At 59.5% G+C, this 26,225-nt stretch carries 30 protein-coding genes; 11 read left to right on the top strand and 19 right to left on the bottom strand.

Annotated features, from left to right (window positions below; translation table 11 throughout):
* Positions 1 to 5: 5 nt before the first annotated feature.
* Both CFBP5499_RS05875 and CFBP5499_RS05870 read right to left on the bottom strand, forming a co-directional pair.
* The gene (locus tag CFBP5499_RS05875; RefSeq protein ID WP_080825223.1) at positions 6 to 2,453 is read right to left on the bottom strand and encodes a penicillin-binding protein 1A; all 2,448 of its coding nucleotides are present in this window, start codon (positions 2,451 to 2,453) and stop codon (positions 6 to 8) included.
* A 326-nt stretch (positions 2,454 to 2,779) separates the two neighbouring features.
* On the bottom strand, positions 2,780 to 4,039 hold the full coding sequence (locus CFBP5499_RS05870) for an N-acetylmuramoyl-L-alanine amidase (protein WP_080825224.1): 1,260 nt from the start codon (positions 4,037 to 4,039) through the stop codon (positions 2,780 to 2,782).
* A gap of 645 nt (positions 4,040 to 4,684) precedes the next feature.
* On the opposite strand from CFBP5499_RS05870, the gene CFBP5499_RS05860 reads away from it, so the two are divergent.
* The gene (locus CFBP5499_RS05860; protein ID WP_080825225.1) at positions 4,685 to 7,603 is read left to right on the top strand and encodes an Rne/Rng family ribonuclease; all 2,919 of its coding nucleotides are present in this window, start codon (positions 4,685 to 4,687) and stop codon (positions 7,601 to 7,603) included.
* Between the two features lie 111 nt (positions 7,604 to 7,714).
* On the opposite strand, the gene CFBP5499_RS05855 is transcribed toward CFBP5499_RS05860, so the two are convergent.
* The 3 genes from CFBP5499_RS05855 to CFBP5499_RS05845 form a co-directional block, all read right to left on the bottom strand.
* The gene (locus CFBP5499_RS05855) at positions 7,715 to 8,419 is read right to left on the bottom strand and encodes an SDR family oxidoreductase (protein WP_080825226.1); all 705 of its coding nucleotides are present in this window, start codon (positions 8,417 to 8,419) and stop codon (positions 7,715 to 7,717) included.
* A gap of 127 nt (positions 8,420 to 8,546) precedes the next feature.
* Positions 8,547 to 8,912 (bottom strand): antibiotic biosynthesis monooxygenase family protein, encoded by a 366-nt coding sequence (locus CFBP5499_RS05850; protein ID WP_080825227.1) that lies wholly within the window; start codon positions 8,910 to 8,912, stop codon positions 8,547 to 8,549.
* Positions 8,909 to 9,235 carry an NIPSNAP family protein gene (locus CFBP5499_RS05845; protein WP_080825228.1) on the bottom strand — a complete coding sequence of 109 codons (327 nt, stop codon included), beginning with the start codon at positions 9,233 to 9,235 and terminating at the stop codon, positions 8,909 to 8,911. Before CFBP5499_RS05845 ends, CFBP5499_RS05850 begins: the two co-directional genes overlap by 4 nt.
* 74 nt (positions 9,236 to 9,309) lie before the next feature.
* Between CFBP5499_RS05845 and CFBP5499_RS05840 the strand changes: the two genes are divergently transcribed.
* Positions 9,310 to 9,993, top strand: coding sequence for an ArsR/SmtB family transcription factor (locus tag CFBP5499_RS05840; RefSeq protein WP_080825229.1), 684 nt, complete (start codon positions 9,310 to 9,312; stop codon positions 9,991 to 9,993).
* 29 nt (positions 9,994 to 10,022) lie between these two features.
* Here CFBP5499_RS05840 and CFBP5499_RS05835 read toward each other — a convergent pair whose 3' ends face one another.
* The gene (locus CFBP5499_RS05835; RefSeq protein ID WP_173986857.1) at positions 10,023 to 11,180 is read right to left on the bottom strand and encodes a pyridoxal phosphate-dependent aminotransferase; all 1,158 of its coding nucleotides are present in this window, start codon (positions 11,178 to 11,180) and stop codon (positions 10,023 to 10,025) included.
* A gap of 173 nt (positions 11,181 to 11,353) precedes the next feature.
* On the opposite strand from CFBP5499_RS05835, the gene CFBP5499_RS05830 reads away from it, so the two are divergent.
* From CFBP5499_RS05830 to aat, 5 genes are all read left to right on the top strand, one after another.
* Entirely contained in the window at positions 11,354 to 12,121 is a 768-nt protein-coding gene (locus tag CFBP5499_RS05830) for a DsbA family protein (RefSeq protein WP_080825231.1), read from the top strand.
* A 125-nt stretch (positions 12,122 to 12,246) separates the two neighbouring features.
* Positions 12,247 to 12,684 (top strand): type II 3-dehydroquinate dehydratase, encoded by a 438-nt coding sequence (gene aroQ / locus CFBP5499_RS05825; protein WP_080825232.1) that lies wholly within the window; start codon positions 12,247 to 12,249, stop codon positions 12,682 to 12,684.
* 25 nt (positions 12,685 to 12,709) lie between these two features.
* A complete protein-coding gene (gene accB / locus CFBP5499_RS05820; protein WP_080825233.1) occupies positions 12,710 to 13,198 on the top strand; it encodes an acetyl-CoA carboxylase biotin carboxyl carrier protein in 489 nt (162 codons plus the stop codon).
* A 12-nt stretch (positions 13,199 to 13,210) separates the two neighbouring features.
* Positions 13,211 to 14,557: an acetyl-CoA carboxylase biotin carboxylase subunit gene (gene accC, locus CFBP5499_RS05815; protein WP_080825234.1), complete on the top strand. Its 1,347-nt coding sequence runs from the start codon at positions 13,211 to 13,213 to the stop codon at positions 14,555 to 14,557.
* A 6-nt stretch (positions 14,558 to 14,563) separates the two neighbouring features.
* On the top strand, positions 14,564 to 15,178 hold the full coding sequence (gene aat, locus CFBP5499_RS05810) for a leucyl/phenylalanyl-tRNA--protein transferase (protein WP_080825235.1): 615 nt from the start codon (positions 14,564 to 14,566) through the stop codon (positions 15,176 to 15,178).
* A 13-nt stretch (positions 15,179 to 15,191) separates the two neighbouring features.
* On the opposite strand, the gene CFBP5499_RS05805 is transcribed toward aat, so the two are convergent.
* The 5 genes from CFBP5499_RS05805 to gatB form a co-directional block, all read right to left on the bottom strand.
* A complete protein-coding gene (locus CFBP5499_RS05805; protein ID WP_080825236.1) occupies positions 15,192 to 15,629 on the bottom strand; it encodes a DUF2155 domain-containing protein in 438 nt (145 codons plus the stop codon).
* Between the two features lie 132 nt (positions 15,630 to 15,761).
* Positions 15,762 to 16,160, bottom strand: a complete 399-nt coding sequence (locus tag CFBP5499_RS05800; protein WP_080825237.1) for an NADH:ubiquinone oxidoreductase subunit NDUFA12 — start codon at positions 16,158 to 16,160, stop codon at positions 15,762 to 15,764.
* Positions 16,161 to 16,269: 109 nt separating this feature from the next.
* On the bottom strand, positions 16,270 to 16,743 hold the full coding sequence (locus CFBP5499_RS05795; protein WP_080825238.1) for a GNAT family N-acetyltransferase: 474 nt from the start codon (positions 16,741 to 16,743) through the stop codon (positions 16,270 to 16,272).
* The gene (locus CFBP5499_RS05790; protein ID WP_080825239.1) at positions 16,740 to 17,237 is read right to left on the bottom strand and encodes a GNAT family N-acetyltransferase; all 498 of its coding nucleotides are present in this window, start codon (positions 17,235 to 17,237) and stop codon (positions 16,740 to 16,742) included. Before CFBP5499_RS05790 ends, CFBP5499_RS05795 begins: the two co-directional genes overlap by 4 nt.
* Before the next feature lie 206 nt (positions 17,238 to 17,443).
* Entirely contained in the window at positions 17,444 to 18,949 is a 1,506-nt protein-coding gene (gene gatB / locus CFBP5499_RS05785; protein WP_080827359.1) for an Asp-tRNA(Asn)/Glu-tRNA(Gln) amidotransferase subunit GatB, read from the bottom strand.
* Between the two features lie 151 nt (positions 18,950 to 19,100).
* On the opposite strand from gatB, the gene CFBP5499_RS05780 reads away from it, so the two are divergent.
* Positions 19,101 to 19,433 carry a DUF1294 domain-containing protein gene (locus CFBP5499_RS05780; RefSeq protein ID WP_175416765.1) on the top strand — a complete coding sequence of 111 codons (333 nt, stop codon included), beginning with the start codon at positions 19,101 to 19,103 and terminating at the stop codon, positions 19,431 to 19,433.
* Here CFBP5499_RS05780 and CFBP5499_RS05775 read toward each other — a convergent pair.
* Positions 19,415 to 19,924: a GNAT family N-acetyltransferase gene (locus CFBP5499_RS05775; RefSeq protein ID WP_080825241.1), complete on the bottom strand. Its 510-nt coding sequence runs from the start codon at positions 19,922 to 19,924 to the stop codon at positions 19,415 to 19,417. The two genes, CFBP5499_RS05780 and CFBP5499_RS05775, sit on opposite strands and share 19 nt — an antisense overlap.
* Positions 19,925 to 20,198: 274 nt before the next feature.
* Here CFBP5499_RS05775 and CFBP5499_RS05770 point away from each other — a divergent pair, with 274 nt between their 5' ends.
* Positions 20,199 to 20,456, top strand: coding sequence for a YjhX family toxin (locus CFBP5499_RS05770; RefSeq protein WP_080825242.1), 258 nt, complete (start codon positions 20,199 to 20,201; stop codon positions 20,454 to 20,456).
* Between the two features lie 60 nt (positions 20,457 to 20,516).
* On the opposite strand, the gene gatA is transcribed toward CFBP5499_RS05770, so the two are convergent.
* From gatA to CFBP5499_RS29935, 3 genes are all read right to left on the bottom strand, one after another.
* Complete coding sequence (gatA, locus tag CFBP5499_RS05765) at positions 20,517 to 21,998, bottom strand: Asp-tRNA(Asn)/Glu-tRNA(Gln) amidotransferase subunit GatA (RefSeq protein WP_080825243.1); 1,482 nt, start codon at positions 21,996 to 21,998, stop codon at positions 20,517 to 20,519.
* A 56-nt stretch (positions 21,999 to 22,054) separates the two neighbouring features.
* Complete coding sequence (gene gatC / locus CFBP5499_RS05760) at positions 22,055 to 22,342, bottom strand: Asp-tRNA(Asn)/Glu-tRNA(Gln) amidotransferase subunit GatC (protein WP_003521472.1); 288 nt, start codon at positions 22,340 to 22,342, stop codon at positions 22,055 to 22,057.
* Between the two features lie 125 nt (positions 22,343 to 22,467).
* Positions 22,468 to 23,172, bottom strand: a complete 705-nt coding sequence (locus tag CFBP5499_RS29935) for a metal-dependent hydrolase (protein ID WP_175416632.1) — start codon at positions 23,170 to 23,172, stop codon at positions 22,468 to 22,470.
* A gap of 84 nt (positions 23,173 to 23,256) precedes the next feature.
* Here CFBP5499_RS29935 and CFBP5499_RS29930 point away from each other — a divergent pair, with 84 nt between their 5' ends.
* Both CFBP5499_RS29930 and ruvX read left to right on the top strand, forming a co-directional pair.
* Entirely contained in the window at positions 23,257 to 23,559 is a 303-nt protein-coding gene (locus CFBP5499_RS29930; protein WP_167305589.1) for an alkylphosphonate utilization protein, read from the top strand.
* A 14-nt stretch (positions 23,560 to 23,573) separates the two neighbouring features.
* Positions 23,574 to 24,053: a Holliday junction resolvase RuvX gene (gene ruvX / locus CFBP5499_RS05750; protein WP_080825245.1), complete on the top strand. Its 480-nt coding sequence runs from the start codon at positions 23,574 to 23,576 to the stop codon at positions 24,051 to 24,053.
* Here the strand turns inward: ruvX and CFBP5499_RS05745 are convergent.
* The 4 genes from CFBP5499_RS05745 to CFBP5499_RS05735 all read right to left on the bottom strand — a co-directional run bounded on the left by CFBP5499_RS05745 (position 24,005) and on the right by CFBP5499_RS05735 (position 26,139).
* A complete protein-coding gene (locus CFBP5499_RS05745) occupies positions 24,005 to 24,322 on the bottom strand; it encodes a DUF6105 family protein (RefSeq protein WP_080825246.1) in 318 nt (105 codons plus the stop codon). The two genes, ruvX and CFBP5499_RS05745, sit on opposite strands and share 49 nt — an antisense overlap.
* Positions 24,319 to 24,480, bottom strand: a complete 162-nt coding sequence (locus CFBP5499_RS29925) for a hypothetical protein (protein WP_158523269.1) — start codon at positions 24,478 to 24,480, stop codon at positions 24,319 to 24,321. Before CFBP5499_RS29925 ends, CFBP5499_RS05745 begins: the two co-directional genes overlap by 4 nt.
* A gap of 248 nt (positions 24,481 to 24,728) precedes the next feature.
* Positions 24,729 to 25,373, bottom strand: coding sequence for a TetR/AcrR family transcriptional regulator (locus CFBP5499_RS05740; protein WP_080825247.1), 645 nt, complete (start codon positions 25,371 to 25,373; stop codon positions 24,729 to 24,731).
* 154 nt (positions 25,374 to 25,527) lie between these two features.
* Complete coding sequence (locus tag CFBP5499_RS05735) at positions 25,528 to 26,139, bottom strand: GNAT family N-acetyltransferase (protein ID WP_080825248.1); 612 nt, start codon at positions 26,137 to 26,139, stop codon at positions 25,528 to 25,530.
* Positions 26,140 to 26,225: the final 86 nt, after the last annotated feature.

The raw sequence follows: 26,225 nt of genomic DNA, 5'->3' as shown, positions 1-26,225 counted from the left end.
TGAGATCAATAAAGACCGCCGCCACCGCCGGTGATGGCCTGCTGCGCCTGCGGCGAAGTCTTCAGAATGTCTTCCTGCGACATGTAGCCTTCCGCACCGATCACCGAGAAGGTGGAAGCCGGACCCGTGCCGGGTTTGAAGGCTTCCATGATCGTGTCCGGTTCGCCTTCAGCCGCCGCCATGCCCGTCTTGCGGTTGACGGCGACGAAGTTCATGCCAGCAGGAACAATGAACTTGCTCGGCTCCAGATGCTTGGCCGCATCGGCGATGAATTCACCGAAGATCGGCGCCGACAGCGAACCACCCGTGCCGCCGCGACCGAGCGGTGCGGGAGAGTCAAAGCCGATATAAAGGCCGGCAACCATGTCCGGCGTGTAACCGACGAACCAGGCGTCCTTTTCATCATTGGTGGTGCCCGTTTTGCCGGCAACCGGCAGATCGACCTTGATCTTGCCGGCCGCCGTACCATGCTGCACGACGCCTTCCAGCATGGAGGTCGTCTGGTAAGCGGTCATCGGGTCGAGAACCTGCTCGCGATTGTCGACGATGACGGGCTCGTCCTGGTTCTGCCAGCTCGTCGCATTGCAGCCCTCGCAGGCACGCTCTTCGTGACGGAAGATCGTCTTGCCGTAGCGGTCCTGGATGCGGTCGATCAGCGTCGGCTTGATCTGCTTGCCGCCATTGGCGAGGACAGAATAGGCCGAGACCATGCGCATGACGGTGGTTTCACCTGAACCGAGCGACATGGACAGAAGGGGCGGCATCTTATCGTAGATGCCGAAGCGTTCGGCATATTCCGCCACAAGATTCATGCCCATATCCTGCGCCAGGCGCACGGTCATGAGGTTACGGGATTTTTCGATGCCGAGACGCAGGGTCGAAGGACCGGCAGAACCCCCGCCGTAATTCTGCGGTTTCCAGACCTGACCGCCGGACACGACTTCGATCGGTGCATCGAGAATGACTGATGCCGGCGTATAGCCGTTGTCGAGCGCGGCCGCATAGATAAATGGCTTGAAGGAAGAACCGGGCTGGCGCATGGCCTGCGTGGAGCGGTTGAATTCCGACTGCGCATAGGAGAAGCCGCCGACCATGGCCAGAACGCGGCCGGTATGCGGGTCCATCACCACCATGCCGCCCTGCACCTTCGGCGGCTGACGCAGACGATATTCGTTGCCGGAGCCGGAAAGCGGCTGGACGTAGACAACGTCACCCGCCGTCAGAACGCCGACCGGCGACTTGGCAGTCGCTTTCTTGCCGCTCGCATCACGAAAGGCCCAGCGCATGTTTTCAGCGGAGATATGGCCGCGCGTGCGCTTGTCGCCATCTTCCGCATCGGGGTCGGCCTGGACACCGATATCGACGCCATCGGCGGCAACTGCAAGGACGACTGCAAGCTTCCATTCGGGAACGTCCCGGAGACCCTTGACCTTGGCCAGCGCCGCCGTCCAGTCGCCGGCCGTCTCGATCTTTTCCACCGGTCCACGGAAACCGCGGCGTTCGTCATATTGCACAAGTCCGTCCTGAAGCGCCTTGCGCGCCTCCATCTGGATTTGCGGGTCGAAGGAGGTGCGGACCGAAAGCCCCCCCTCAAGAAGCGCTTCCTCGCCGAATTTTTCAACGATCTGGCGGCGGACTTCCTCGGCGAAGTAATCGGAGGCGGCAATATGCGCGCCGCCGCGGCGCAGGTTGACGCCGAGCGGCTGCTTCTTGGCATCCGTGGCGTCGGCCACCGTAATGTAGCCGTTTTCGGCCATGCGATCGATCACCCAGTCGCGGCGCTCCAGAGCAGCCTTTTCGCGACGGATCGGATGGTAATTGGCCGGCCCCTTGGGCAACGATGCGAGATAGGCGGTCTCTGCGATCGTCAGTTCCGTTACCGACTTGTTGAAATAGGTGAGCGCCGCACCGGCGATGCCGTAGGAATTCAGGCCGAAAAATATCTCGTTGAGATAAAGCTCGAGGATTTTGTCCTTGGAATAGGTCTGCTCGATGCGGAAGGAAAGAATGGCTTCCTTGAGCTTGCGGTCGATGGTCTGGTCGTTGGTCAGAAGGAAGTTCTTCGCCACCTGCTGGGTAATGGTGGATGCACCAACCGGACGGCGACCGGAACCGACATTCTGGAGATTGACGAGAATGGCGCGACCGAGACCCCAGATATCGACACCGGGGTGATTGTAGAAATTCTTGTCTTCGGCGGAAAGGAAGGCGGCCTTCACGCGGTCGGGAATAGCCTGGATGGGCAGGAACAGGCGCTTTTCATGGGCATATTCCGCCATCAGCGCGCCGTTGCCGGCGTGCACGCGGGTCGTTACCGGCGGTTCATACGTGCTCAGAACTGCATAATCCGGCAGGTCCTTCGTCACGCCGTGCAAATAAATCGCACCGACGACGGCGGCGCACAGGAAGAGCACGCTGGCCAAGCCGAAAAAATATCCAATGAGTCTGATCATACCAAGCTACCGATAATTCGAATCGTAACCATCCACGCCCGACGAAATACGGGCGCATATTTGCATATCGCGTGCCGTTTTGCACACCATACCTTCGATGACAAGCCGGATATGGCAGCATTCGCTGATATGTTACCGGGCCGCAGGCCCGCAATCACGCACCGACGTTTACGGATTGCCACCGAATCCGGTTTCCGAGTAACGCGGCGAATGTGAGTAAAATAGGGCTTGGGGTCGTTAATCGACCGCAAGGCCCAAGAATTGAACAGTTTTTTCCACCACCGATGGCAGGGCGGCAACAGCCCTCCACCCCACCATCTCCGCCATCATCCGCCGTTCGCAAGGGCCTTGGAACGGTATCGCCCGACGGCCGTTGCCAATGTGTCGGCCACTTTCTTGCGCCACTCGATGTCGAGAAGCAGCTTTTCGTCCTCCGCATTCGAAAGAAAACCAAGCTCAAGAAGTACCGATGGCACATCATGGGCGCGCAGAACCATGAAACCGGCATAACGGTGCGGATTATTGATGAGGCCAACCTGCCCCTCGAAGGAGGAGACGATGTTTTCGGCCAGCGTTACCGAAAAGGCCTGCGTTTCACGGCGGGTGAAATCGAGAAGAATATCGGCAACCTCAGGCGGCTCGCTGGAGGCCGCGACGCCGGCGATCTGGTCGGACTTGTTTTCGCGCTCCGCCAACTCCTGCGCCTGCCGGTCCGATGCCCGGTCTGACAGGGTATAAACGGTCGCGCCCCGGATACCCTTTTGCTTCAGAGTATCCGCATGCAGTGAAATAAAGAGATTGGCGTTGTTCTGGCGGGCGATCGTCACCCGTTCGGACAAGGCGAGGAAAGTATCGGAATCACGCGTGAGGAAGGCCTTGATGCCCGGTTCGCGGTTCAACCGCTCCACAAGCTCCTTTGCAAAGGTCAAAGTGATGACCTTCTCCTCGGTGCCCGTCGTGGCGCCGGTTGCACCTGCATCGATGCCGCCATGGCCGGCATCAACAGCGATGACAAATTCCGCCGGCCGTGATGTCTTGTCATCGGGGGTGATCGCGGCTGTCGTCACCGGGGCTGGCGCCCGCCACTGCTGGTCCTTCACCAGTTCCGCGAATTTACCCTTGGTGGTGATCTCGGTATCGAGCACGAAACGGAAAGACTGCCCGTCATCGCTCTTTTTCGTTTCGGCAACCGTCACCTGAACCGGCTTTTTCGCCGTCAGCACGATACGGGCGCTGTTCTGGCCCATGGTGCCGAAGCGTATATCCGAAAAGAGACCGGTCGGCTTGAGATCGGAAGTGGGGAACGCGAAATTCACGGCGGGAAAGTCTACGACGATGCGGGCGGGCGAATCGAGATAGTGAACGTCGAACTCCGGCTCTTCGGCAAAGTCGAGGACGATGCGCGTGCGCGCCTCATCCCCGATGATCCGCGCCTGGTGGGCGACAAGCGGCTCCACCGCATGGGCTGCTGGCAAGAAGGAGACGGAGGTGGCGACGAAAAACGCCAGAACCGCCGAAGCCCGCGCGATTCGCGCGCCAAGCCGCCCTGCCCCACCTGAAATCGCTGCGTTGCGCGTGAAATCCATCGCCTTCAAGAAATTCCGTATATCAGTCATTTTCGATAAACAGCGCGGAAAAACGCCGGTAACGGTGCCGTTTCAACCACGCCGTACGACAATTTGCGCCTTTGCGCCCCACAATCGCAGGCCTTGGTGAACCAATTGTTAACTCGGAAATTCCACCAATAATATGGCATATTTAGCCAGCCTATTGCTATTATGACAGAGAAAACATACAACATGGAGGAGGGTTAAAAGTGTTGACGGGATAGATGCCCGCCGGCTGCCAATCGAAAAAGACGCTGGCGCTGCACATCGGGCAATCATCTGCCGTCGTTACATTTATCCTGAAACTCGATCAATTCCGGCCGTGGCCGGAGACCTACCCGGTGGCGTTGCCACCGCCGCTCTGAGGAGAGCAAATTCATCGGACCCCAAGGGGTCTATATATTATTGTCGTTCCGCCTGGCCAATGATGTCGCAGCAGTTTTCACATGAACCGGATACCAGGAGCAGGCCAAGCGCCTCGCCGTCGGTCCGGATGCTGCCAGTTTACAGAGGCCCGGCTGGAGACTTCATTTCCGGCACATCCTTGCACTCATATGAAAGGCTCGTCCATGTGGCGGGCCTGTTCTCGTATAAAACAAGGCTGCGCCGAGGAGCACAGCTTACATGGCAGACAAAATGCTTATCGACGCCTCCCACGAAGAGGAGACACGCGTAGTCGTTGTCCGTGGGAACCGGATCGAAGAATTCGATTTTGAATCGGAACACAAGAAACAGATCCGCGGCAATATTTACCTTGCCAAGGTTACGCGCGTTGAGCCTTCCCTTCAGGCGGCCTTCGTTGACTACGGTGGAAATCGCCACGGCTTTCTCGCCTTTGCGGAAATCCATCCGGATTATTACCAGATTCCGCTTGCTGACCGTCAGGCCCTCTTGAAGGCGGAAGCCGAGGATCATCGCCGCAGCGACGATTTCGAATCGGCCGATGCGCCCGAGCCCGGCGCGCCGATGATCGACCTGTCGCAGGTGGATCAGCCGGATGTCGGCATTGTTTCCGCAAGCGAAACCACTGAGGCCGTTGTCACGGAAGAAGCTGCACCCGTCGTGGAAGCGGTTTCTGAGGAAACGGCTGTCGAGACCGTCGCGGAAGAAGCGCCCGCTGAGGAAGAAAAGCCGAAGAAGCGCGTTCGCCGCCCCCGCGCCAAGAAGAAGACAGCTGAAGAAATCGCAGCCGAGGCATCCTCCGAAGACGACGGCAGCACCGGCGGCGAAATGGCCGCAATGGTCGATACCGATACGATTTCCGAAGAAGTCGAAGGTCTTCGTCGCGGTAATGACGATGATGACGACGACGATGATGACGATCATCACGAAAAGGAAGTGATCGAATCCGTTGGCGCCGAAGACGCCATGGAAGAAGTTCCCGATCGCGTCGCCCGCAAGCCGCGCAAGCAGTATCGCATCCAGGAAGTGATCAAGCGCCGCCAGATTCTTCTGGTGCAGGTTGCCAAGGAAGAACGTGGCAACAAGGGTGCCGCACTCACCACCTATCTGTCGCTTGCCGGCCGTTATTCCGTGCTGATGCCGAATACGGCGCGTGGCGGCGGCATTTCTCGCAAGATCACCCAGCCGACCGACCGCAAGCGCCTGAAGGAAATCGCGCGCGATCTGGAGGTTCCGCAGGGCATGGGCGTCATTCTGCGTACCGCAGGCGCCAACCGCACCCGCGTCGAGATCAAGCGCGACTTCGAATATCTGATGCGCCTGTGGGAAAACGTCCGCTCGCTGACGCTGAACTCCACAGCTCCTTGCCTCGTTTACGAGGAAGGCTCGCTGATCAAGCGCTCGATCCGCGACCTTTATAACAAGGATATCGGCGAGATCATCGTTTCCGGCGAGGAAGGCTATCGTGAAGCGAAAGACTTCATGAAGATGCTGATGCCGAGCCACGCTAAGGTGGTTCAGCCTTACCGCGACATTCACCCGATCTTCTCGCGCTCCGGCATTGAAGCCCAGCTCGACCGGATGCTGCAGCCGCAGGTCACGCTGAAGTCGGGCGGCTACCTCATCATCAACCAGACGGAAGCGCTGGTTTCGATCGACGTCAACTCCGGTCGTTCGACCCGCGAGCATTCCATCGAGGAAACCGCGCTGACGACCAACCTAGAGGCTGCGGAAGAAGTGGCGCGCCAGCTGCGTCTGCGCGACCTTGCCGGTCTTGTCGTCATCGACTTCATCGACATGGAAGAAAAGCGCAACAACCGCTCTGTCGAGAAAAAGCTCAAGGATTGCCTGAAGAACGACCGCGCGCGCATCCAGGTCGGCCGTATCTCGCATTTCGGCCTTCTGGAAATGTCGCGCCAGCGTATCCGCGCTTCGGTGCTGGAATCGACCACACAGGTCTGCCAGCATTGCGGCGGCACGGGCCATGTGCGTTCGGAATCCTCCATCGCGCTGCATGTACTGCGCGGCGTCGAGGAATATCTGCTGCGCAACACCACCCACAACATCACCGTGCGCTGCACGCCGGAAACGGCGCTTTACCTGCTCAACCACAAGCGCGGCTCGATCGTTGATTATGAAGGCCGCTTCGGCGTGGCGATCATCATCGCCGCCGATTCCAGCGTCGGGGCGCAGCATTTCGCCATCGATCGCGGCGAAGCCGTCGAAAATCCGGTGAAGATCGAAAGCCTCATCCAGATGCTGCCGAACTTCGTCGAAGAAGAAGACGATATCGTCATCGAGGTGGAAGAGGACGAAGACGAGGAAGAAATCGTCAAGGCCGAGAGCACCCAACCACGCCAGCAGCCGCAGGGCGACAATGGCGAGGACGGCAAGCGCAAGCGCAAGCGTCGCCGCCGCCGTCGTGGCAAGGGTGGCCAGAACGAGCAGAATGGTGCGCTCGATGGCCAGTCCGGCAATGACGCGGAAGACGACGATGCCGAAGGCGACGACGATGGCGTCGAAACCGATGAGGCCGGCGCAGATGCCGACGAAAACGGTGCGAATGAAGCTGCAAACGCCGACGAAGACGGCAAGCGCAAACGCCGCCGTCGCGGCAAGCGTGGCGGCCGCCGTAACCGTGACGATGCTCTCGATGCTGCAGGCACCGATGGCGAGACGGAAGGTGAAGGCGCGGAAGGCGAAGAGGTTTCCGCCGCAGCGCCCGTAACGGAAGAAACCGCCACCGCCGCCGAAGTGGTGGAAGGCGTGGTTGCCGACGTCGTGGCCGAAGAAGCCCCGAAGAAGCCCCGCCGCACCCGCAAGGCGAAAACCAAGACCGAAACCGAAGAGGCGCCGAAGGCTGAAACCGTCGAAACGGTCGAGCGGGTAGTCATCGAGCCAGCCGTCGTTGAAGCGACTGTTGTCGATGTCGCCATCGAAGAGGTCGCTGAAGCCTCGGCCGATCTGTCACCGGAAGCGGACGCTCCTGCGACGGAAGAAAAGACCCGCGCGAACCGGGGCAGCAATGTCTCCAGTTCGGAACCAGTCGTCACCTCTTCCGGTTCGCCCGCGAACAACCCCGACGGCGATGAGCCGAAGCCGCGCAAGGGTGGCTGGTGGCAGCGCAAAGGCTTCTTCTGAGAGAAGCGGCACTGAATGAAAAACGCCCGCAACATCGTTGCGGGCGTTTTGTTTTGTCGATGCTAGAGCGCCAGACGATGTCACAGGAAAGAGTGTCGAAATAACCGCCCGTCAGACAGACCGTGTCAGCCCGCCATCGACCCGGATATTCTGCCCGGTAATATACCCTGCCCCTTCAGACGCGAGAAATGCCACGGTGGCGGCGATTTCTTCGCTCTTGCCATAGCGCAGCATCGGCACGCTGTCGCGGCGCTCCTCCGTGGCTGGCAGGCTGTCGATCCAGCCGGGCAGGACATTGTTCATACGCACATTGTCGGCCGCATAGGTATCGGCGAAAATCTTGGTGTAGGAGGCAAGACCGGCGCGGAACACCGCCGATGTCGGGAACATGGCGCTGGGTTCGAAAGCCCAGGCCGTTGAGATGTTGACGATCGCACCGGCCTTCTGCTTCACCATGATGGGCGCGATGATCCGCGTCGGGCGAATGACGTTCATCAGGTAAACATCGAGACCGGTGTGCCATTGTTCGTCGGTAATATCGAGAATGGAGGCGCGTGGGCCGTGGCCTGCGCTGTTCACCAGCACGTCGATGCGGCCGAATTTCTCGAGCGCCAGGTCCGTCAACCGCTGGAGATCGTCATTGGACTGGTTGGAGCCGGTGACACCGATGCCGCCCAACTCCTTCGCCAGTGCCTCCCCCTTGCCGGAAGAGGACAGGATCGCGAGCCTGTAACCATCCGCCGCCAGGCGTTTCGCCACAGCCGCGCCCATACCGCTGCCGCCTGCCGTTACAATAGCCACTTTTTCTGCCGACATCGCTTTTCTCCATGTCCAGTCCGACGGGTGGTCCCGCACCACATTGACCCATCTATAACGAGTTTCAAAGACGAGTTCGAACCAGAAAGCCTTGCAGCGGCATACAGAAAAACTGATTTTGGAAATCTCAGCCCAAGCCGCGGCCCCCTGCCGGATGGGCGCTCCAGCTGTCGGCTGGTGCTTCCTGCCGTTCCTGCAGGCCATAATCGCGGATCACATGCGCAATACGCAACCGATAGTCGGAAAAGACGCCGGCTCGGCCAAGGGTTTGCGCTGTGCGATGCGGCAGGGTGTTGCGCCACGCCCTCACCGCCTCTTCATCCCGGAAGAAGGACAGAGAGAGCATCTTTTCCGGATTGCTGATGCTCTGAAACCGCTCGACGGACAGGAAACCATCGATGGTTTCGAGTTCGGCCCGCAGGCCGGCAGCTATATCGAGATAATGCTGTTTTTCGCCCTCAGCCGGCCAGACCTCGAAGATGACGGCGATCATTGCCCGCCTCCCGTACCCGGAGTGGAGGCAGGGCGCAGGAACAGCCGGTCCTCGCGGCGGATGAATTGTTCACGGCGGGCGAATTCATAATTTTCCCGCCCCGCCGGGTCGGCGGCAAGCCGCGCCCTATAGGCTTCGTAAGCGGCGAGATTTTCAATGTTGTAGACACCATAGGCAATCGTGCTCGATCCCTCCTTTGGCGCGTAATAACCGATGAGATCAGCCCCGCAGCGCGGGATCGCCTCGCCCCAGTTGCGGGCATATCGATCGAAGGTATCGACCTTGAAAGGGTCGATTTCGTAGCGGATGAAACAGGTCAACATCGTTGATCTCCTTGTGCTCTATCTCTCCCTTTTACACCATTGCTCCACATCAATACTTCGGTTATTGTCGAAGTATGAAGGATGGACCTCTTATCGCCAATGTCGCCGCCCTGATCGGTGACCCTGCCCGCGCCAACATATTGACGGCGCTGATGGATGGGCGTGCGCTGACGGCGAGCGAGCTTGCAGAGGCCGCCGGCGTGACCCTGCAGACTGCCAGCGGGCATCTTGCCAAGCTCTCAGAGGCACAATTGCTGAAGGCTGAGAAACAGGGCCGGCATCGTTATTTTCGTCTCTCCGGCGAAGATGTGGCGCATGTTCTGGAAGCCTTGATGGGGCTTGCACAACGCACGGGCGCGGTCCGCGTCCGCACCGGGCCGAAGGACAAGGCGCTGCGTGAAGCGCGCATCTGTTACGACCATCTGGCCGGGGAAAGCGGTGTGGCGCTGCTTGCCGCCATTATCGCCAAGGGACTGGTGACATCAGGTGACGATCCAGCGCTGACGGATGACGGGCGCGATTTCTTCTCGAGCTTCGGCATCGACCTTTCGCCGCTGGAAAAGGCCCGCCGCCCGGTTTGCCTGCATTGTCTGGACTGGAGCGAACGCCGCCACCACCTCGGCGGCGGGCTTGGCGCCTCGCTGCTGGAAGCCATGCAGCAGCGCGACTGGCTGCGGCGCGGAAACGGTCGCGTGCTGACCTTCACCGCAAAGGGCGAAAAGGCGTTTAACAGCACCTTCAGCTGCGCACCCGCCTGATCCCATGTGAACCAAGCCAGTCCAGTGGCTTATTTCAGCCATCCGGCAATACGTCCCACCGCCTCGGCAATATCCGATACCGAACCCGCATAGGAAATGCGCAGCGCCCTGTGGCCCTCCTCGGGATCGAAATCCATGCCCGGCGTCGCCGCCACGTCGATTTCCGCCAGCATGCGCTTGGCGAAATCCATGCTGTCATTGGAAAAACGGCTGGTATCGACATAGGCGTAAAAAGCCCCATCCATCGGGGATGCGAGCGGCAGGCCGATTTCCGGCAGGCGCGCCATCAGGAAATCGCGGTTGGTGCGATAGCTTTCCCGGTAAACATCGAGCTCCTCCGCTGCCGAAAAGGCCGCGGTCGCCGCAAGCTGCGAGAGTTCGGGCGGGGAGATATAAAGGCTCTGGGCCAGGCACTCGACCGGACGGACGAGATTTTCGGGCAGCACCATCCAGCCGATGCGCCAGCCGGTCATGCAATAATATTTGGAGAAAGAATTGATGACGACAGCATTGTCGGTGATTTCGAGCGCGCTCGTTTCCTCGCCGACAAAGGTCAGGCCGTGATAGATTTCGTCGGAAATGAAGGCCATGTCGCGGCTTTCGCAATAGCTCGCCAGCCGCTTCAGCGCCTCGCGGCCGGTCACCGTGCCGGTCGGATTGGCCGGGCTTGCCAGAAGCACGCCCTTCAGCTTGCAGCCGGCTTTCGTTTCCGCGCGTTCGAGACTTGCCGGTGTCAGCGTATAGCCGGTTTCGGCCGTGACCGGCACTTCCACGACATTAAGGCCGAGCGCTTTCAGGATATTGCGATAGGCCGGGTAACCGGGCCTTGCGATGGCAACATGGTCGCCGGCATCGAACAGGCTGAGGAAGGCAAGATTGAAGGCGGCTGACGAACCGGTGGTGACGGCGATGCGGGCCGGATCGATGGCGACCTGATGGCGCAGCCGGTAATGGCCGGCGATCGCCTCGCGCAATTCGCGGAGGCCGAGCGCGTCGGTATATCCGATGCGCCCGTGTTTCAGCGCGGCCTCAGCCGCTGCCAGCGAGGCTTTCGGTGCGGGGTGGGAAGGCTGGCCGACCGCCATGGAAATGACGGGGCGTCCCGCCTGCCTGCGCCTGTTCGCTTCCGCCAGGATGTCCATGGCGTGAAAGGGTTCGACTGCGCTCCGCTTCGACATCGTAATCAAGGGCATGCTCTTTCCTGAACCATATTTCAGAGACTTGCCGCAGAATCACAATCTTCACAATCATGCGATCATAATGCGGACAAGTATTTTTGCCGTATGGCATTTGGCTTAAAGTAAGGTAATTGCCTTCATAAGATTTCAAGAGGCTGCGGCCGAACAGAATGAGGACCGATATGGCGCATTTTCTCCGTTCCACCCTTCTCGCCAGCGTGACGGCCCTTTCGACGGTATTCGCCTCCCTGCCCGCGCATGCGCTCGATGAGCAGCAGAAGAAGGAAATGGGCGAGTTCATCAAGCAGTATCTGATCGAGAACCCGGAAATCATGCTCGAGGTTCAGGATGCGCTTGAACGCAAGCAATATGCCTCGCGCAACGCCAAGGCCGCGGAAGCGGTTGCCGACAACAAGAAGGCCATCTTCGAATCGAAATACGACATGGCGCTCGGCAATCCCGACGCCGACGTCACACTGGTCGAGTTTTTCGACTATAATTGCGGTTATTGCAAACGCGCCATGGGTGACATGGACAATATCCTGAAGGGCGACAAGAAGGTCCGCGTCGTCCTCAAGGAGTTTCCGATCCTCGGGCCGGAATCGGTTGCCGCACACCGCGTCTCCAACGCCGTGAAGCTTTTGGCGCCTGCCAAATATGCCGAATTCCAGCGCACACTGCTTGGCGGCCGTGGACGGGCCAATGAGGACAGCGCCATGGAAGTCGCAACCTCGCTGGGCCTCAAGGAAGCCGATATCCGCAAATCGATGGCGGAAAACCCCAATGACGCGCAGGTGCAGGAGACCTACAAGCTTGCAACCAGCCTCGGCATCACCGGAACGCCCTCCTATATCGTTGGCGACGAGGCGGTTTTCGGTGCTGTCGGTGCGGACCCGCTGAAGGAAAAAATCGCCAATATGCGCAGCTGCGGTAAAGCCACCTGCTCGTGATTCAGACGAAAGGCCTTTATTGCCTGTGAGATAAGGGGCAGCCCCTGCGGTTTAGGGCTTGCAGGGGCTTTTCCTTGAAGGCTGCGCAGTCTATAGGTGTCGCTGATTTTCTTATGGAAACGCGAATGAGCAATATCATCATCGTCATCAACGGCCCCAATCTCAACATGCTGGGAAAACGGGAACCGGGTATCTACGGTGGCAAAACGCTGAAAGACATAGAAAACGATTGTGTGACCGCCGGAGCCGATCTCGGTTTTTCGGTGGAATTTCGCCAATCCAACCACGAGGGCGTGCTTGTGGACTGGCTGCATGAGGCCGGCGAGCGGGCGGCGGGTGTCGTCATCAACCCCGGCGCTTACAGCCACACCTCCATCGCCCTGCACGACGCCATTCGCGCAATTTCGACTCCGGTCGTGGAAGTGCACATCTCCAATATCCATGCACGGGAAGAATTCCGCCACAAATCAATGGTCTCGCCCGCCGCCAAGGGCATGATCTGCGGTTTCGGACCATATGGATACGTCATGGCGCTTCATGCGCTGAAGAACATCACGGCATAAAAAGAAACAAAGAATAGGGTTTGTCATGTCTGAAAAGAAACAGGGTATCGACAAGGAACTGATCCGCGAACTCGCGAATATCCTCAATGATACCGACCTTTCGGAAATCGAAGTGGAGCAGGAAGACCTACGTATCCGCGTTTCCCGCGCGGCTCCCGTTCCCGCCACGGTCTATGCCGCAGCACCCGCCGCTTATGCGCCCGCACCGGCAGCAGCGGCACCTGCTGCCGTGGCGGCAGTTGCTGCCCCGGCCGCACCTGCAGCACCGGCCCGCAACCCGGCCAACACCGTATCTTCGCCGATGGTCGGCACGGTCTATCTCTCGCCTGCCCCGGGCGCACGCCCCTTCATCGAAGTGGGCGCGACCGTCAAGGAAGGCCAGACCATCCTCATCGTCGAGGCCATGAAGACCATGAACCAGATTCCGGCCCCCAAGTCCGGCAAGATCGTGGAAATCATCGTCAACGACGCGCAGCCCGTGGAGTATGGTGAAGCTCTCGTGGTCATCGAATAAAGGCGGTTCAGCATGGTTTCGAAGATCCTCATAGCCAACCGCGGCGAGATTGCGCTGCGCGTTCTGCGCGCCGCCAAGGAGCTTGGCATTCCGACGGTGGCCGTGCACTCCACGGCCGACGCCGACGCCATGCATGTGCGCCTTGCCGACGAAAGTGTCTGCATCGGCCCGCCGCCCTCGCGTGACAGCTACCTCAACATCCACCAGATCGTTGCGGCCTGCGAAATAACCGGTGCAGACGCCGTTCACCCCGGTTACGGCTTCCTGTCGGAAAACGCCAAATTTGCCGATATTCTTGACGCGCATGGCATCACCTTCATCGGGCCGACCGCCGAACATATCCGCATCATGGGCGACAAGATCACCGCCAAGCAGACGGCGCAGGAACTCGGCATTCCCGTGGTTCCCGGCTCCGATGGCGAAGTGAAGCCTGAAAATGCTCTTGAGATCGCCCGGACGATCGGCTTCCCGGTCCTCATCAAGGCGACGGCAGGCGGCGGTGGTCGCGGCATGAAGGTGGCGAAGACCGAAGCCGACCTGGAAGAAGCGGTTGCGACTGCTCGTTCCGAGGCGGCGGCAGCCTTCGGCAACGACGCCGTCTACATGGAAAAATACCTCGGCAAGCCGCGCCACATCGAAGTGCAGGTGTTCGGCGATGGCGAAGGCAATGCCGTTCACCTGGGCGAACGCGATTGCTCGCTTCAGCGCCGTCACCAGAAGGTGCTGGAAGAAGCCAATTCGCCGGCACTTACGGTCGAACAGCGCATGAAGATCGGCGAAATTTGCGCCGATGCCATGCGCAAGCTGAAATATCGCGGCGCCGGCACCATCGAGTTCCTGTATGAAAACGGCGAGTTCTATTTCATCGAAATGAACACCCGTCTTCAGGTGGAGCATCCGGTGACGGAAGCCATCACCGGCATGGATCTCGTGCAGGAACAGATCAGGGTCGCTTCCGGCCAGGGCCTGTCGGTCACGCAGGCGGATATCGAATTCCATGGCCATGCCATTGAATGCCGTATCAATGCCGAGGACCCGCGCACCTTCGTTCCCTCGCCGGGCACGCTGACCTATTTCCATACGCCGGGCGGTCTTGGCGTGCGCGTCGATTCGGGCGCCTATCAGGGCTACAAGATCCCACCCTATTACGACAGCATGATCGGCAAGCTGATCGTTCACGGCCGCGACCGTGACGAGTGCATTCGCCGTCTGCGTCGGGCGCTGGACGAGTTTGTCGTCGATGGCATCAAGACCACGCTGCCGCTTTTCCAGGACCTCCTCCAGAACGAGGATATTCTGAAGGGCGATTACGATATTCACTGGCTGGAAAAATACCTGGCCGGTGACGCGTCTCACTAAGACGATATGGCTGGGCGGCGCAGCAGAAATAACGGCATAACGGTCGATATTCTGCTGCGCGCCTATTCCGCCGGCCTGTTTCCCATGGCCGATTCGGCTGACGATCCCGAACTTTTCTGGGTCGAGCCGGAAATACGCGGTATTATTCCGCTCGATGATTTCCATGTTTCCAAAAGCCTCGCCAAGGCGATGCGCAAGAAGCCGTTCGAGATACGCTTCAACACCGCTTTCGAAGCTGTCATGGCGGGCTGTGCGGCGGAAGCGCCGGACCGGCCCAGCACCTGGATCAATGCCACCATCCGCCGGCTTTATACCGAACTGCACCAGATCGGTCATGCCCACAGTGTCGAGGCATGGGAGGGTGATGAGCTTGTCGGCGGGCTCTACGGTGTCTCGCTGGGGGCAGCCTTCTTCGGCGAAAGCATGTTTTCTCGCCGCACCAATGCATCGAAGATTTGCCTCGTGCATCTGGTCGAACGGTTGAGGGCGAGCGGTTTCGTGCTGCTCGACACGCAATTCACCACAGAGCATCTGAAGACATTCGGCGCGATAGATGTGCCGAAGCTGGACTATGCCAGAATGCTCGATCTCGCCGTCAACCGGCCGAGCCTGCAATTCTAATCTTTACGTTAGGTTATTTACTTGCCGTAGAGGGAGCCGGAACGTCGGAGTCCTGCTTGCAACCCGTCAGCCACACGTCATAGATCGGGTGTTCCACGGCGTTGAGGCCGGGGCTATCGGCAAACATCCAGCCGGTGAAAATCCGCTTGATCTTGCGGTCGAGTGTTATTTCATCGACCTCGACAAAGGCGTCGATCTTCTGGGTTTCCGTCTGGTCGCGGGAATAACAGACCTTGGGCGTCACCTGAAGTGCGCCAAACTGCACCGTCTCGTCGATATAAACGTCGAAGGAGGTGATGCGGCCGGTGATCTTGTCGATGCCGGAAAACACCGCGACGCGGTTTTCCAGACGGGCGGCGGAGACGGGTGACACGATGAGGACAGCAGAGACCGCTGCAAACAGCGAGACTGTCAGCGCACGCAAAGAACGATCCCGCGTGATTTTCCTCATACGATATGTCTCCAAATATTTGCCTGTGTCGAGACGCCGACCGGATCAACGCCTAAGGGCGGAATGTGGCAAAAACCGGTGAGGCCGGATACAAGCGCGGCGTTTTGCACAACACCGCGCATCACAAGATGCTTAGTTGCCGGGGGTCCAGGCGTCGTAGTCGCCGGTCACGCGCGGGCGCTCGCCAGCCACTGCCAGCGATCCCTGCGGGCGATAGGCCTTGGACGTGCCCGTGTGGTTGGGCTGGTGAGGCTTCTGCCATTCGCGAGCCGCGTAGCTTTCCTGGCTCGGCGGTACGTCGGTGCGGTAATGCATCCAGCCATGCCAGCCCGGCGGAATGGCCGACGCTTCCGCGTAACCGTTGTAGATCACCCAGCGACGCGGCATGCCCCAGGAGGTGGTGCCGCCTTCATAATAGGTGTTGCCCAACTCGTCCTGTCCTACCTTCTTGCCGAAACGCCAGGTGTGAAACCGCGTTCCGATCGTCTGGCCATTCCACCAGGTGAAGATTTGCGTCAGGAGAGTCTTCATTATGCGTTCCTCGGGCTTGAATGCGCCGCAGCGATTTTCCGTGCACGGCACAAGACATGCTTATGCCGCCCCTCACGGCAATTGTCCAGCATTTCGAGATATATCCGCGCTATTTCAGCTTCATCCTGAAGCCTAGATGCCGCTTCTCGAAACCCAGCCGCTCGTAGAAGCGATGCGCGTCCAACCGGGCCATGTTGGAGGTGAGCTGCGCGGCGTTCAGCCCCTGACGGCGGGCTTCTTCCAGGCAATGGTTGATCATCACCGCACCGATGCCACGACCACGCATGTCGGCGCGTGTCTGCACCGCTTCGATCACCATCGACTTCGCCCCTCGCCCGACCAGCTTGGTCAGGATCGCGGTCTGGAAGGTGCCGACCACCTCGCCATCCAGCTCCGCCACGTAAAGCGTTTCGCTGGGTGACGCCTCGATCGCCCGGAAGGCGGCGAGATAGTCCGGCTGTGCCGATTCGTCGGCCGTATCGCCGTGGCCGCCGATCTCGTCGGCGGCAAAGATGGCGGCAAGCGCCGGGAGATCGTCTTCGCGCGCCGTGCGTATAATCAGCGTCTGCATTGTCGCATTCATCGTTTCAGGCTCTTTTCCATAACGATGCCGGGTAGCCCCTCGATGCCAGCCATGCGCTCGATTCGGTCCACCTCGACAAATCCGACGCCTTCATAAAAGGCAATTGCGACAGTATTTTTAGGCTCCACCTCGAGACGCATGATTTCCGCATCCGGAAAGCAGGTTTCGAGTTCGGCAAAGAGATCGCGGCCCACACCCTGCCGCTGAAGATCGGGCGCCACATAGAGCTGGTGCAGCAGGGCGGTCTTCGCCATCTTGGTGGACATGGAGCCATAGGCCATGCCGCCAATCCGCTTGCCGTCATCGGCCACCAGAAATTCGCCGCCCTTTTTCTCAACCCGGTCCTTCATCGCCTGCGGCGAATGCCAGGCTGCAATCAGCTCGTTCACCTTGTCCGCGCCGTAGATCGCGTCATAGGTGGCGTGCCATGTCGTGGCGAGCAGGGTGCGTACCGGCTCGATATCTCGCAGACCTGCCGTGCGGATGAAAAACATGATGGGGCTCCGTCTTGAAACAAAAATGCCGGGTATTATCCCGGCAGAAGTGGTGTCGAATCTCTAACGCTCAAGGTCATCCTCGGGCTTGTCCCGAGGATCTGAGCACGTTTATCTTGTGGTTCGTTAGATCCTCGGGACAGGCCCGAGGATGACGAAGGAGAGAGTTCAACCTCAGTGCCTCCTATGGGAGGAAGCACTGCGGCTTACTCGTCCTCGATGCCGAGCTTGGCCTTGACCAGCGCCTGCACGGCCTGCGGGTTGGCCTTGCCGCCCGTCGCCTTCATGACCTGACCGACGAACCAGCCTGCAAGCGTCGGCTTCGCCTTGACCTTCTCGACCTGATCCGGGTTCGCGGCGATGATATCATCCACGGCCTTTTCGATGGCGCCGGTATCCGTCACCTGCTTCATGCCGCGGACCTCAACGATCTCAGCCGGATTGCCGCCTTCGTTCCAGACGATCTCGAACAGGTCCTTAGCGATCTTGCCAGAAATGGTCTCGGCCTTGATGAGATCGATGATACCGCCGAGCTGTTCCGGCGAAACCGGCGTGGTCTCGATATCCTTGCCGAACTTGTTGAGCGCGCCGAGCAGATCGTTGATGACCCAGTTGGCGGCGGCCTTCGCATCGCGACCGGCAGCAACCGCTTCGTAATAATCGGCAATCGCCTTTTCCGATACGAGGATCGAGGCGTCATAGACCGACAGGCCGAGATCGGCCACGAAACGGGCCTTCTTGTCATCAGGAAGTTCGGGCAGATCGACCTTCAGCGCCTCGACGAAGGCATCGTCGAATTCCAGCGGCAGTAGATCAGGATCGGGGAAATAACGGTAATCATGCGCGTCTTCCTTGGAGCGCATGGACCGCGTCTCGCCCTTGCCGGGATCGAACAGGCGGGTTTCCTGATCGATCACGCCACCATCCTCCAGAATGGCGATCTGACGGCGCGCCTCATATTCGATGGCCTGACCGACGAAACGGATGGAGTTGACGTTCTTGATTTCGCAGCGCGTGCCGAAACCCTCACCCGGACGGCGCACGGAGACGTTGACGTCGGCGCGCATAGAGCCTTCGTCCATGTTGCCGTCGCAGGTGCCCAGGTAACGCACGATGGAGCGCAGCTTGGTGAGGTAACCCTTGGCCTCATCCGAGGAGCGCATGTCCGGCTTGGAGACGATTTCCATCAGCGCCACGCCCGAACGGTTGAGGTCCACGAAGGACATGGTCGGGTGCTGGTCGTGCATGGACTTGCCGGCGTCCTGCTCCAGATGCAGGCGCTCGATGCCGATCTCGATATCCTCGAAATTGCCTTGACGGTCTGGTCCCAGCGAAATGGTGATGATGCCTTCACCGACGATCGGATCCTTGAACTGCGAAATCTGGTAGCCCTGCGGCAAATCCGGATAGAAGTAGTTCTTGCGGTCGAAGATCGAGCGATTGTTGATCTTCGCTTTCAGGCCGAGACCGGTGCGCACCGCCTGCTTCACGCATTCCTCGTTGATGACGGGCAGCATGCCGGGCATGGCGGCATCGACAAGCGACACGTTGGAATTCGGCGCATTGCCGAAGGTAGTGGAGGCACCGGAAAACAGCTTGGAATTGGAGAGAACCTGCGCATGGACTTCCAGTCCGATCACGATTTCCCAATCGCCGGTGGCGCCGGGAATGAAGCGTTTCGGGTCGGGGGTGCGCACGTCTACAAGGGTCATCTGAAGCTCACGATATACGGGTTCTTTGGCCTTGGTGGGTAGAACAAATGCAGCGCGGGCGCAAGACATCTTGCACCCTGTCACGCCTGGCCCGGAATTTTCACCGATGCCGGATACGCGTTTTTTACGCTTTCCGGTTTCAATTCACGTCATGGTGACGATCGCTCTCTATTTCATGACCTATATCGCCTTCAATCTTTTCGTCTTTCTTGTCTATTGGTGGGACAAGGAAGCGGCGAAGAATGGCGAATGGCGCATTCGGGAAAGCACGCTGTTATCGCTTGCCTTCGTGGGCGGCAGCATGGGGGCTATTTCGGCGCAACGGCTGCTACGGCATAAGACACGCAAGGAACCGTTCCGCAGCATATTGCTGTCCATTGTGATATTGCAGGCAGGCCTTGTCGCGTCCCTCGCCATCATGCCGGACTGGCCGATGCGGCTTGCGGGCGCCCTGAAGACCCTGCTTCAAAACACAGGCCCATAAAGGTCACTCTCCACCTCGGCCAACTGCTTCTGCAGGCCCACCGATTGCACGTCGCGGTCAAGCTTCGGCGCATAGGAAACGGAGAGCCATCGGACGCTATAGCCATGGTGGCGGAAGAAGGCGACGGCCGGTTCGTTCTGGGCGTGGGTTTCAAGCCGGATGGCATCGAAACCCTTTTCCTCTATCAGCCTTTCGACGTCGCCCAACAGGCGGCTACCGACCCCCCTGCGATGAAAATCCGGATCGATCCAGAAATCGGAAATCGTCTCGTCGAAATGCTCCCGCGCCGCCCATCCGGCGACTGAGCCACCGAATTCCGCAACCCGGATGGCCAGCCATGACGAGCGGGTGAAATTGGAAAAGGCGCTGGCCGCATTGTCGTAGAGCGTCGGCGTGATGCCAAGCGCCGTAGTTGCCTGTCGCCATGCCCTGAGGCCAATGGCCGCTAAGGCCTCCGCTTCCTGCTCATGCGCATTGCGAATGACGATCAAGCCGCGCCCTCCTTGGCCGTGGAAAGTAAAACACCGGTGGCGCGATTCGGCCAGTGTGGTTTTCCCCACCTCCACCAGACTTGACCGAGCAAATTCCACCCGCTAACCAAAGGGAGCAAGAACGGAGTTTTTATGTTCGCTCAATCGGAGTCCCGGTAACGGCCCTGCCCGCAAGTTTCTTGCGCGCCGGGCCAGATGAAACCGAGCCGGCTGCCCCAACGGCACCCGGGTTTGTTTTCACGCGTCCATGTGACGCTGACCGGACTTCCCAAAAATGGACATTTCCCGCGCCGAACAGCGCATTCTTCACCTGCTCGCCCAGGGCGGCAAAATTGAACTCACGAGAGACGATACCCGCAAAATCGAAAAAATCGCGCTTTACACACGCGACGGCTGGATTTTCGGTGGCCTCGATCTCCTCACCTTCCGCAAGCTGAAACAGAAGAGAGCGATAGCCTCTTCCGGCGGCAAGCCTTATCGCATCACCACGCGCGGGCTGGAACTGGTGCGGGGTGAACTCGACAACAGATAAAACAGGACGGGCGGCATTCGATGCCGCCCGTCCATGTCTTTAAACCTTTTGCCGAGCCGCTTACCACCACTTGGCGGGGGTGAACTTGCCGGCGGCCTGTTCGATGGCATGGGCCGTCTTGAACAGGGTTTCTTCCTCAAAAGGCTTGCCGATGAGCTGCAGGCCGAGCGGCAAGCCCTTGCCGTCGAGACCGGCCGGAACCGAGAGGCCCGGGAGACCGGCCATGTTGACGGTGATGGTGAAAACGTCCTGAAGATACATCTTCACCGGATCGGAAGCGAGTTCCTCATCGCCGACTGCGAAGGCGGAAGACGGGGTGATGGGGGCCAGGATCGCGTCAACGCCTTCGTGGAAGACGTTTTCGAAGTCGCGCTTGATCAGCGTGCGTACCTTCTGCGCCTTCAAGTAATAGGCATCGTAATAACCGGCCGACAGCACATAGGTGCCAACCATGATACGGCGCTGCACTTCCTTGCCGAAACCGGCCGCACGGCTCTTTTCGTACATGTCGGCAATGTCCTTGCCGTCAACACGCAGGCCGTAACGCACGCCGTCATAACGGGCGAGGTTGGAAGAAGCTTCCGCGGGCGCGACGATGTAGTAAGCGGGCAGTGCGTATTTGGTGTGCGGCAGCGAGATATCGACCACTTCGGCGCCCGCATCGCGCAGCCACTCGACGCCCTTGGCCCAAAGCTTTTCGATCTCTTCCGGCATGCCGTCGACGCGGTATTCCTTCGGGATGCCGATCTTCAGGCCCTTCAGCGACTGGCCGATGGCCTTTTCATAATCCGGCACCGGCAGGTCGACGGAGGTCGTATCCTTGGCGTCAACGCTTGCCATGGACTTCAACAGGATCGCGGCATCACGCACGTCACGGGCGATCGGGCCTGCCTGATCAAGCGAGGAAGCATAAGCGACGATGCCGAAGCGCGAGCAGCGGCCATAGGTGGGCTTGATGCCGACGGTGCCGGTGAAGGCCGCCGGCTGGCGGATGGAGCCGCCGGTGTCGGTCGCGGTGGCGCCTGCGCAGAGATGCGCAGCAACGGCTGCCGCCGAACCGCCGGAGGAGCCGCCGGGCACGAGCTTCTGTTCGGAACCATTGGCGCGCCACGGATTGATCGCAGGGCCGTACCAGGAGCTTTCATTGGACGAGCCCATGGCGAATTCGTCCATGTTGAGCTTGCCGAGCATGACGGCGCCCTGATCCCAGAGGTTCTGGGTGACGGTGGATTCGTATTTCGGCTTGAAGCCGTCGAGAACATGCGAACACGCCTGTGTGTGCACGTCGCGGGTGGCGAAAAGGTCCTTCACGCCGAGTGGAACGCCTTCCAGCTCGCCGGCTTTACCGGCTTTGATGCGTTCGTCGGAGGCTTTTGCCATGTCGCGCGCCTTTTCAGGCGTCAGCGCAACATAGGCGTTCAGCGCGCCGTTGGCCGCATCGATGGCGGAGAGATAGGCGTCGGTCAGCTCGAGGGCTGAGAATTCTTTCGCCTTCAGCTTTTCGCGGGCTTCGGCAATGGTCAGGCTCGTCAGGTCGGTCATAGTCGGCAACGGCTTTCGAAAATCTCGGAAAAATCAGGCGGCAAACGGCGGTCGGATTATTCGACCACTTTCGGGACCATGAAGAAGTCCCGGTCGGTCGCGGGCGCATTGGCGACAATGTCTTCCGCCTTGTTGCCGTCGGTCACCACGTCGGCGCGTTTTTTCATGTCCACCGGGGTCACCGATGTCATCGGCTCGACGCCATCGACATTCACTTCCGAAAGCTGCTCCACGAAACCGAGTATGCCGTTCAGCTGGCCGAGCATATTCTGTGCTTCTTCTTCGCTGACAGCGATACGGGCAAGGCGCGCAACGCGCTTTACGGTGGCGAGATCGACGGACATGGTTTTACTCCGGTAGGAATTTTCCTACCCGCTATAATCACCATGTCCGTCCTTCGCAACGGTAGAAAGCATGTCGCGTCAAACTGCGAAGCGGTTTTGCGGTAACGACATGCTCTGGTGGAGCGTTAGAAGGAGAGCGTATCGCCCGTCTTCGGCGTGTGGACACGCGCTTCCGAGCCTTCCATGCCGGCCACGAACTTGTCCGGCGTCTGGTCGATGATCGGGAAGGAACCGTAATGGCAGGGAATGACATTCTGGAACTTGAAGAAGCGCTGGCAGGCGAGCGCCGCCACGGCACCGCCCATGGTGAAGCGATCACCAATCGGGACAAGGCCGATATCCGGCTGGTGCAGTTCGTTGATGAGCTTCATGTCGGAGAAGATGTCGGTATCACCCATGTGATAGACGGCCGGGCCATCCTCAAAATGCAGCATCAGGCCATTGGCGTTACCGAGCGAATGGGAGACGCCGTCTTCGGTGATCTGGGCCGAGGAGTGCAGCGCATTGGTGAAGGTGACGGAAAAACCGTCGAAATGTACGGTCCCGCCGGTATTGCCCATATCGACCTTGGCGACACCCTTTGCGGAAAGCCAGGCGGCAAGATCGGCATTGGCCAGCACCGTGGCACCCGTTTCGCGGGCAAGCTGGACTGTATCGCCGACATGGTCGCCATGGCCGTGGGTCAGGAGAATATGAGTGATGCCTTCGGCCGCCGACTTCACATCCTGCCCGGCAAAACCGGGATTACCGGTGAAGAACGGATCGATGAGGATTTTCGCGTTTCCGTTTTCAAGACGGAAGGCGGAATGGCCGAGCCAGGTGATTTTCATGGGAAGTTCTCCTTTGTATTGCCGGTATATTATGACATAGGACGGCCTGAACAACCGCACTACCGATATTTCAGAGAGGCGACAATGGCCGCGGATAATGACGATTACGTGTACGACGAAGCGAGCGGCGAATGGCGGCCGGCTTCCGAACTGGCCGCCGAGGCAGCCCGTGCAAAGGAAGTGCGCGATGCCGCCGGCAATGTGCTTGAAGACGGCGATTCCGTAACTCTGATCAAGGACTTGAAGGTCAAGGGCACCAGCACGGTCATCAAGCAGGGCACCGTCATCAAGTCGATCCGCCTGACCGACAATCCCGAAGAGATCGATTGCAGGCATGATGCGGTCAAGGGTCTGGTGCTGCGCACCGAATTCGTCCGCAAAAGATAAAGGCAGCACGCGACATGGCGACACTCACCATCGAGGAACTGGCGCAGATGCTGCAGCCCGCACAGGCGATTGCCGGCCTCGACCTCGGCACGAAGACCATCGGGCTTGCCATGTCGGACCTCTCACGTCGTTTCGCAACGCCGCGTCCCGTCCTCAAGCGGGTGAAATTCACGCAGGATGCGCAGGTGCTGCTGGCATTTGCCGAAAAGGAAAAGGTTGCCGCCTTCGTCATCGGCCTGCCGATAAATATGGATGGATCAGCCGGACCACGCGCGCAGGCGACTCGCGCCTTCGTGCGCACCATGGGCGAAAAAACCGCCCTGCCCTTTATCTTCTGGGATGAGCGGCTTTCAACCGTCGCGGCAGAGCGCGCGCTTCTGGAAATGGACGTCTCTCGCGCCAAGCGAGCCGAACGCATCGATTCGGCCGCCGCGAGCTTCATTCTTCAGGGTGCGCTGGACAGGCTTTCCGCGCTGACCCGCGCGGCCGACTGACGGCCCTGCCACCAGGCGGCGATCTGCTTTCTCTTGCGGTATGCGAGGATCGCAAAAACGATCACACTATCGACCGCTATGGCGCGCGCCACCATCGGCGGCAGGCTTTCCGGCGGCACGCCGAGAATATTGCCATAAATCTCGAACACCAGGTCATGGGTCTGACGCGTCAGCATGTAGAAGCCGAAGCTCATGTCGTAGTAGGACAGCCAGTACCAGCTGCCCAGAAGCGCGACGGGACCGGCCCAGAGGATCAAAAACCACTTCATGCCGTCTGCCCCCGCACAAAAAACGTATCGGGAATGCCGGCAAGCACCGCCCAGCGCACCGCAGCCATCAGGCAAAGGTTCAGCGCTGGCGCGTCAATATCCAACGGCAGCATAGCAAAAAACGTCATCATGACGCCCAAGGCTGTCCAGCGGTTCACTTGCGGCTCCCTTATGCGCAGTCATTGCGCATGGTTAACATTTCATTAACCCACACTGGACCCACCGTCATGGCGAGGCAAATGAAAGCTGTCATTATGGTTAACGACGGGCGGTCGACATGTGGAAAAGAATGTGACCCGTGAACGGACGGAAGCACCGGGCGGTTGCGCGCCCGGTGAAAACATAGCTGATTTTTCGTAAACGTCGCGCCTGCCTTGGGTGTTTCCACCCGTCGCAGCGACTTCAATCAGCCATAAACGCCGCGCACTAACCTTTTGACGGCAGTGGTGATCTTATCCCAGTCCTTATCGGATTTGAGTGGCACGCCGGCGAACTGACCGCTGGTGGCGGCGGAAATGACGAGGTGCTGAATGGCGGCGAACAGCACGGCATTGACGGCGGCGGTATCCACACCCTTTGGAGCAGCAAGCGAGCCGCGCATGCGCTCCAACCATTTGCCCAGCGACTTTGCACGGGCTTCGGCCAGCTGGCGGACCTGCGGCGAGCCATCCGAGACTTCCCAGGCGATGATCTTGCAGACGAGCGGGTCGCTACGCAGCGCATCCATGAAATAAAGCGCCAGCTTTTCCATGAGATCGCCGTAGGTCAGAAGGAACATGCCGCCGGTGTCTTCCGGAATACGATCCTTCACCCAGGAGCCGAGATCCTCGCCGATCGCCTCGATCAGGCCATCGAGGCCGCCGAAATAACGGTAGATGAGCTGCTTATCGCAACCGGCGCGGCGGGCGACGGCATTGATGCCGAACCCCTGAAACCCTTCTTCGGCAAGCAGCGACCGCGCCGCATTAAAAATCGCCTTCTCGGTCTGGGCGCGATCTTTGATGCGCTTTTCCGGTCTGTCGGCTGAAATCGCCTCTGCGGTCGCCAGCATGATTCCCTACCCGTTTTCTGAAAGGCCTGACTACAGGGGTTAACAAAGCATGAAGGGAAGGACAATGTGGTGGGATGGATGAGGAGAAGGTTCCTGTGGATGAAGGGTTTTTGACGTCAACAATCGAGAACCCACGTCCCATGGAATCGGCCGCTTATTCCAGTGCCATACCGAACCACACGCTGCCCGGCGTTTCGTGGCTGTCGAGACGTTTGAACCCGCGGGTTTCCCAGAACCGCATGCCGGCATGGTTGCGTTCGCTGGCACCGAGGTGGATGCCGTAGACGTTGTTCTGTCTCGCCATATCGAGCCAGCGGGACAGAAGCCGGGTGCCGCCGCCCTTGCCCTGCGTGCGCGGCAGCAGGTTCATGTGGATATGGGCCGGAAAGGGATCAGTAAGCCAGGAAGGCGTGTGGCGCGGATGATGGATGAAATGGGCGCGGCGCTGGTCGGCATCCCATATCTGCTGGTCGCCGCCGGGATCGGGATAAAGGGCGCGCAGATGGGGCCACCATTCCTGCTCCAGCCGTTCCTCGTGCGAAGCCGTATCGAGCGCGCCGGCGATGTAGCCACAGACACCCTCCTCGTCCTCCGCTACGAAAACAGCATCGGGCCAGAGACGAAGATAGGGCACGGAGTATATGTGCCCCACCATGCGACCGTCATTATAGAGCGGGGTGGCGTCCTGCCCGGCATCGCCGGTGGCAAGGCTTATGGCGTAAAGCGCGTCTTCATCTTCAGGGCGGGCCGAGCGGAAGGTCAGCATTTGCGAGCGCCCTCCATCTCCGTGCGCGAACACGCGCCAGCCGTCTGAAAGACAGGAATACTCCCCACGCCAACGCATTTTCTCAA

It is taken from the genome of Agrobacterium tumefaciens (genome assembly GCF_005221325.1).
In the GTDB taxonomy this organism is placed as follows: Bacteria; Pseudomonadota; Alphaproteobacteria; order Rhizobiales; family Rhizobiaceae; genus Agrobacterium.
The sequence above is the reverse complement of the archived record's forward strand: the minus strand, read 5'-3'. Positions and strand labels throughout refer to the sequence as shown.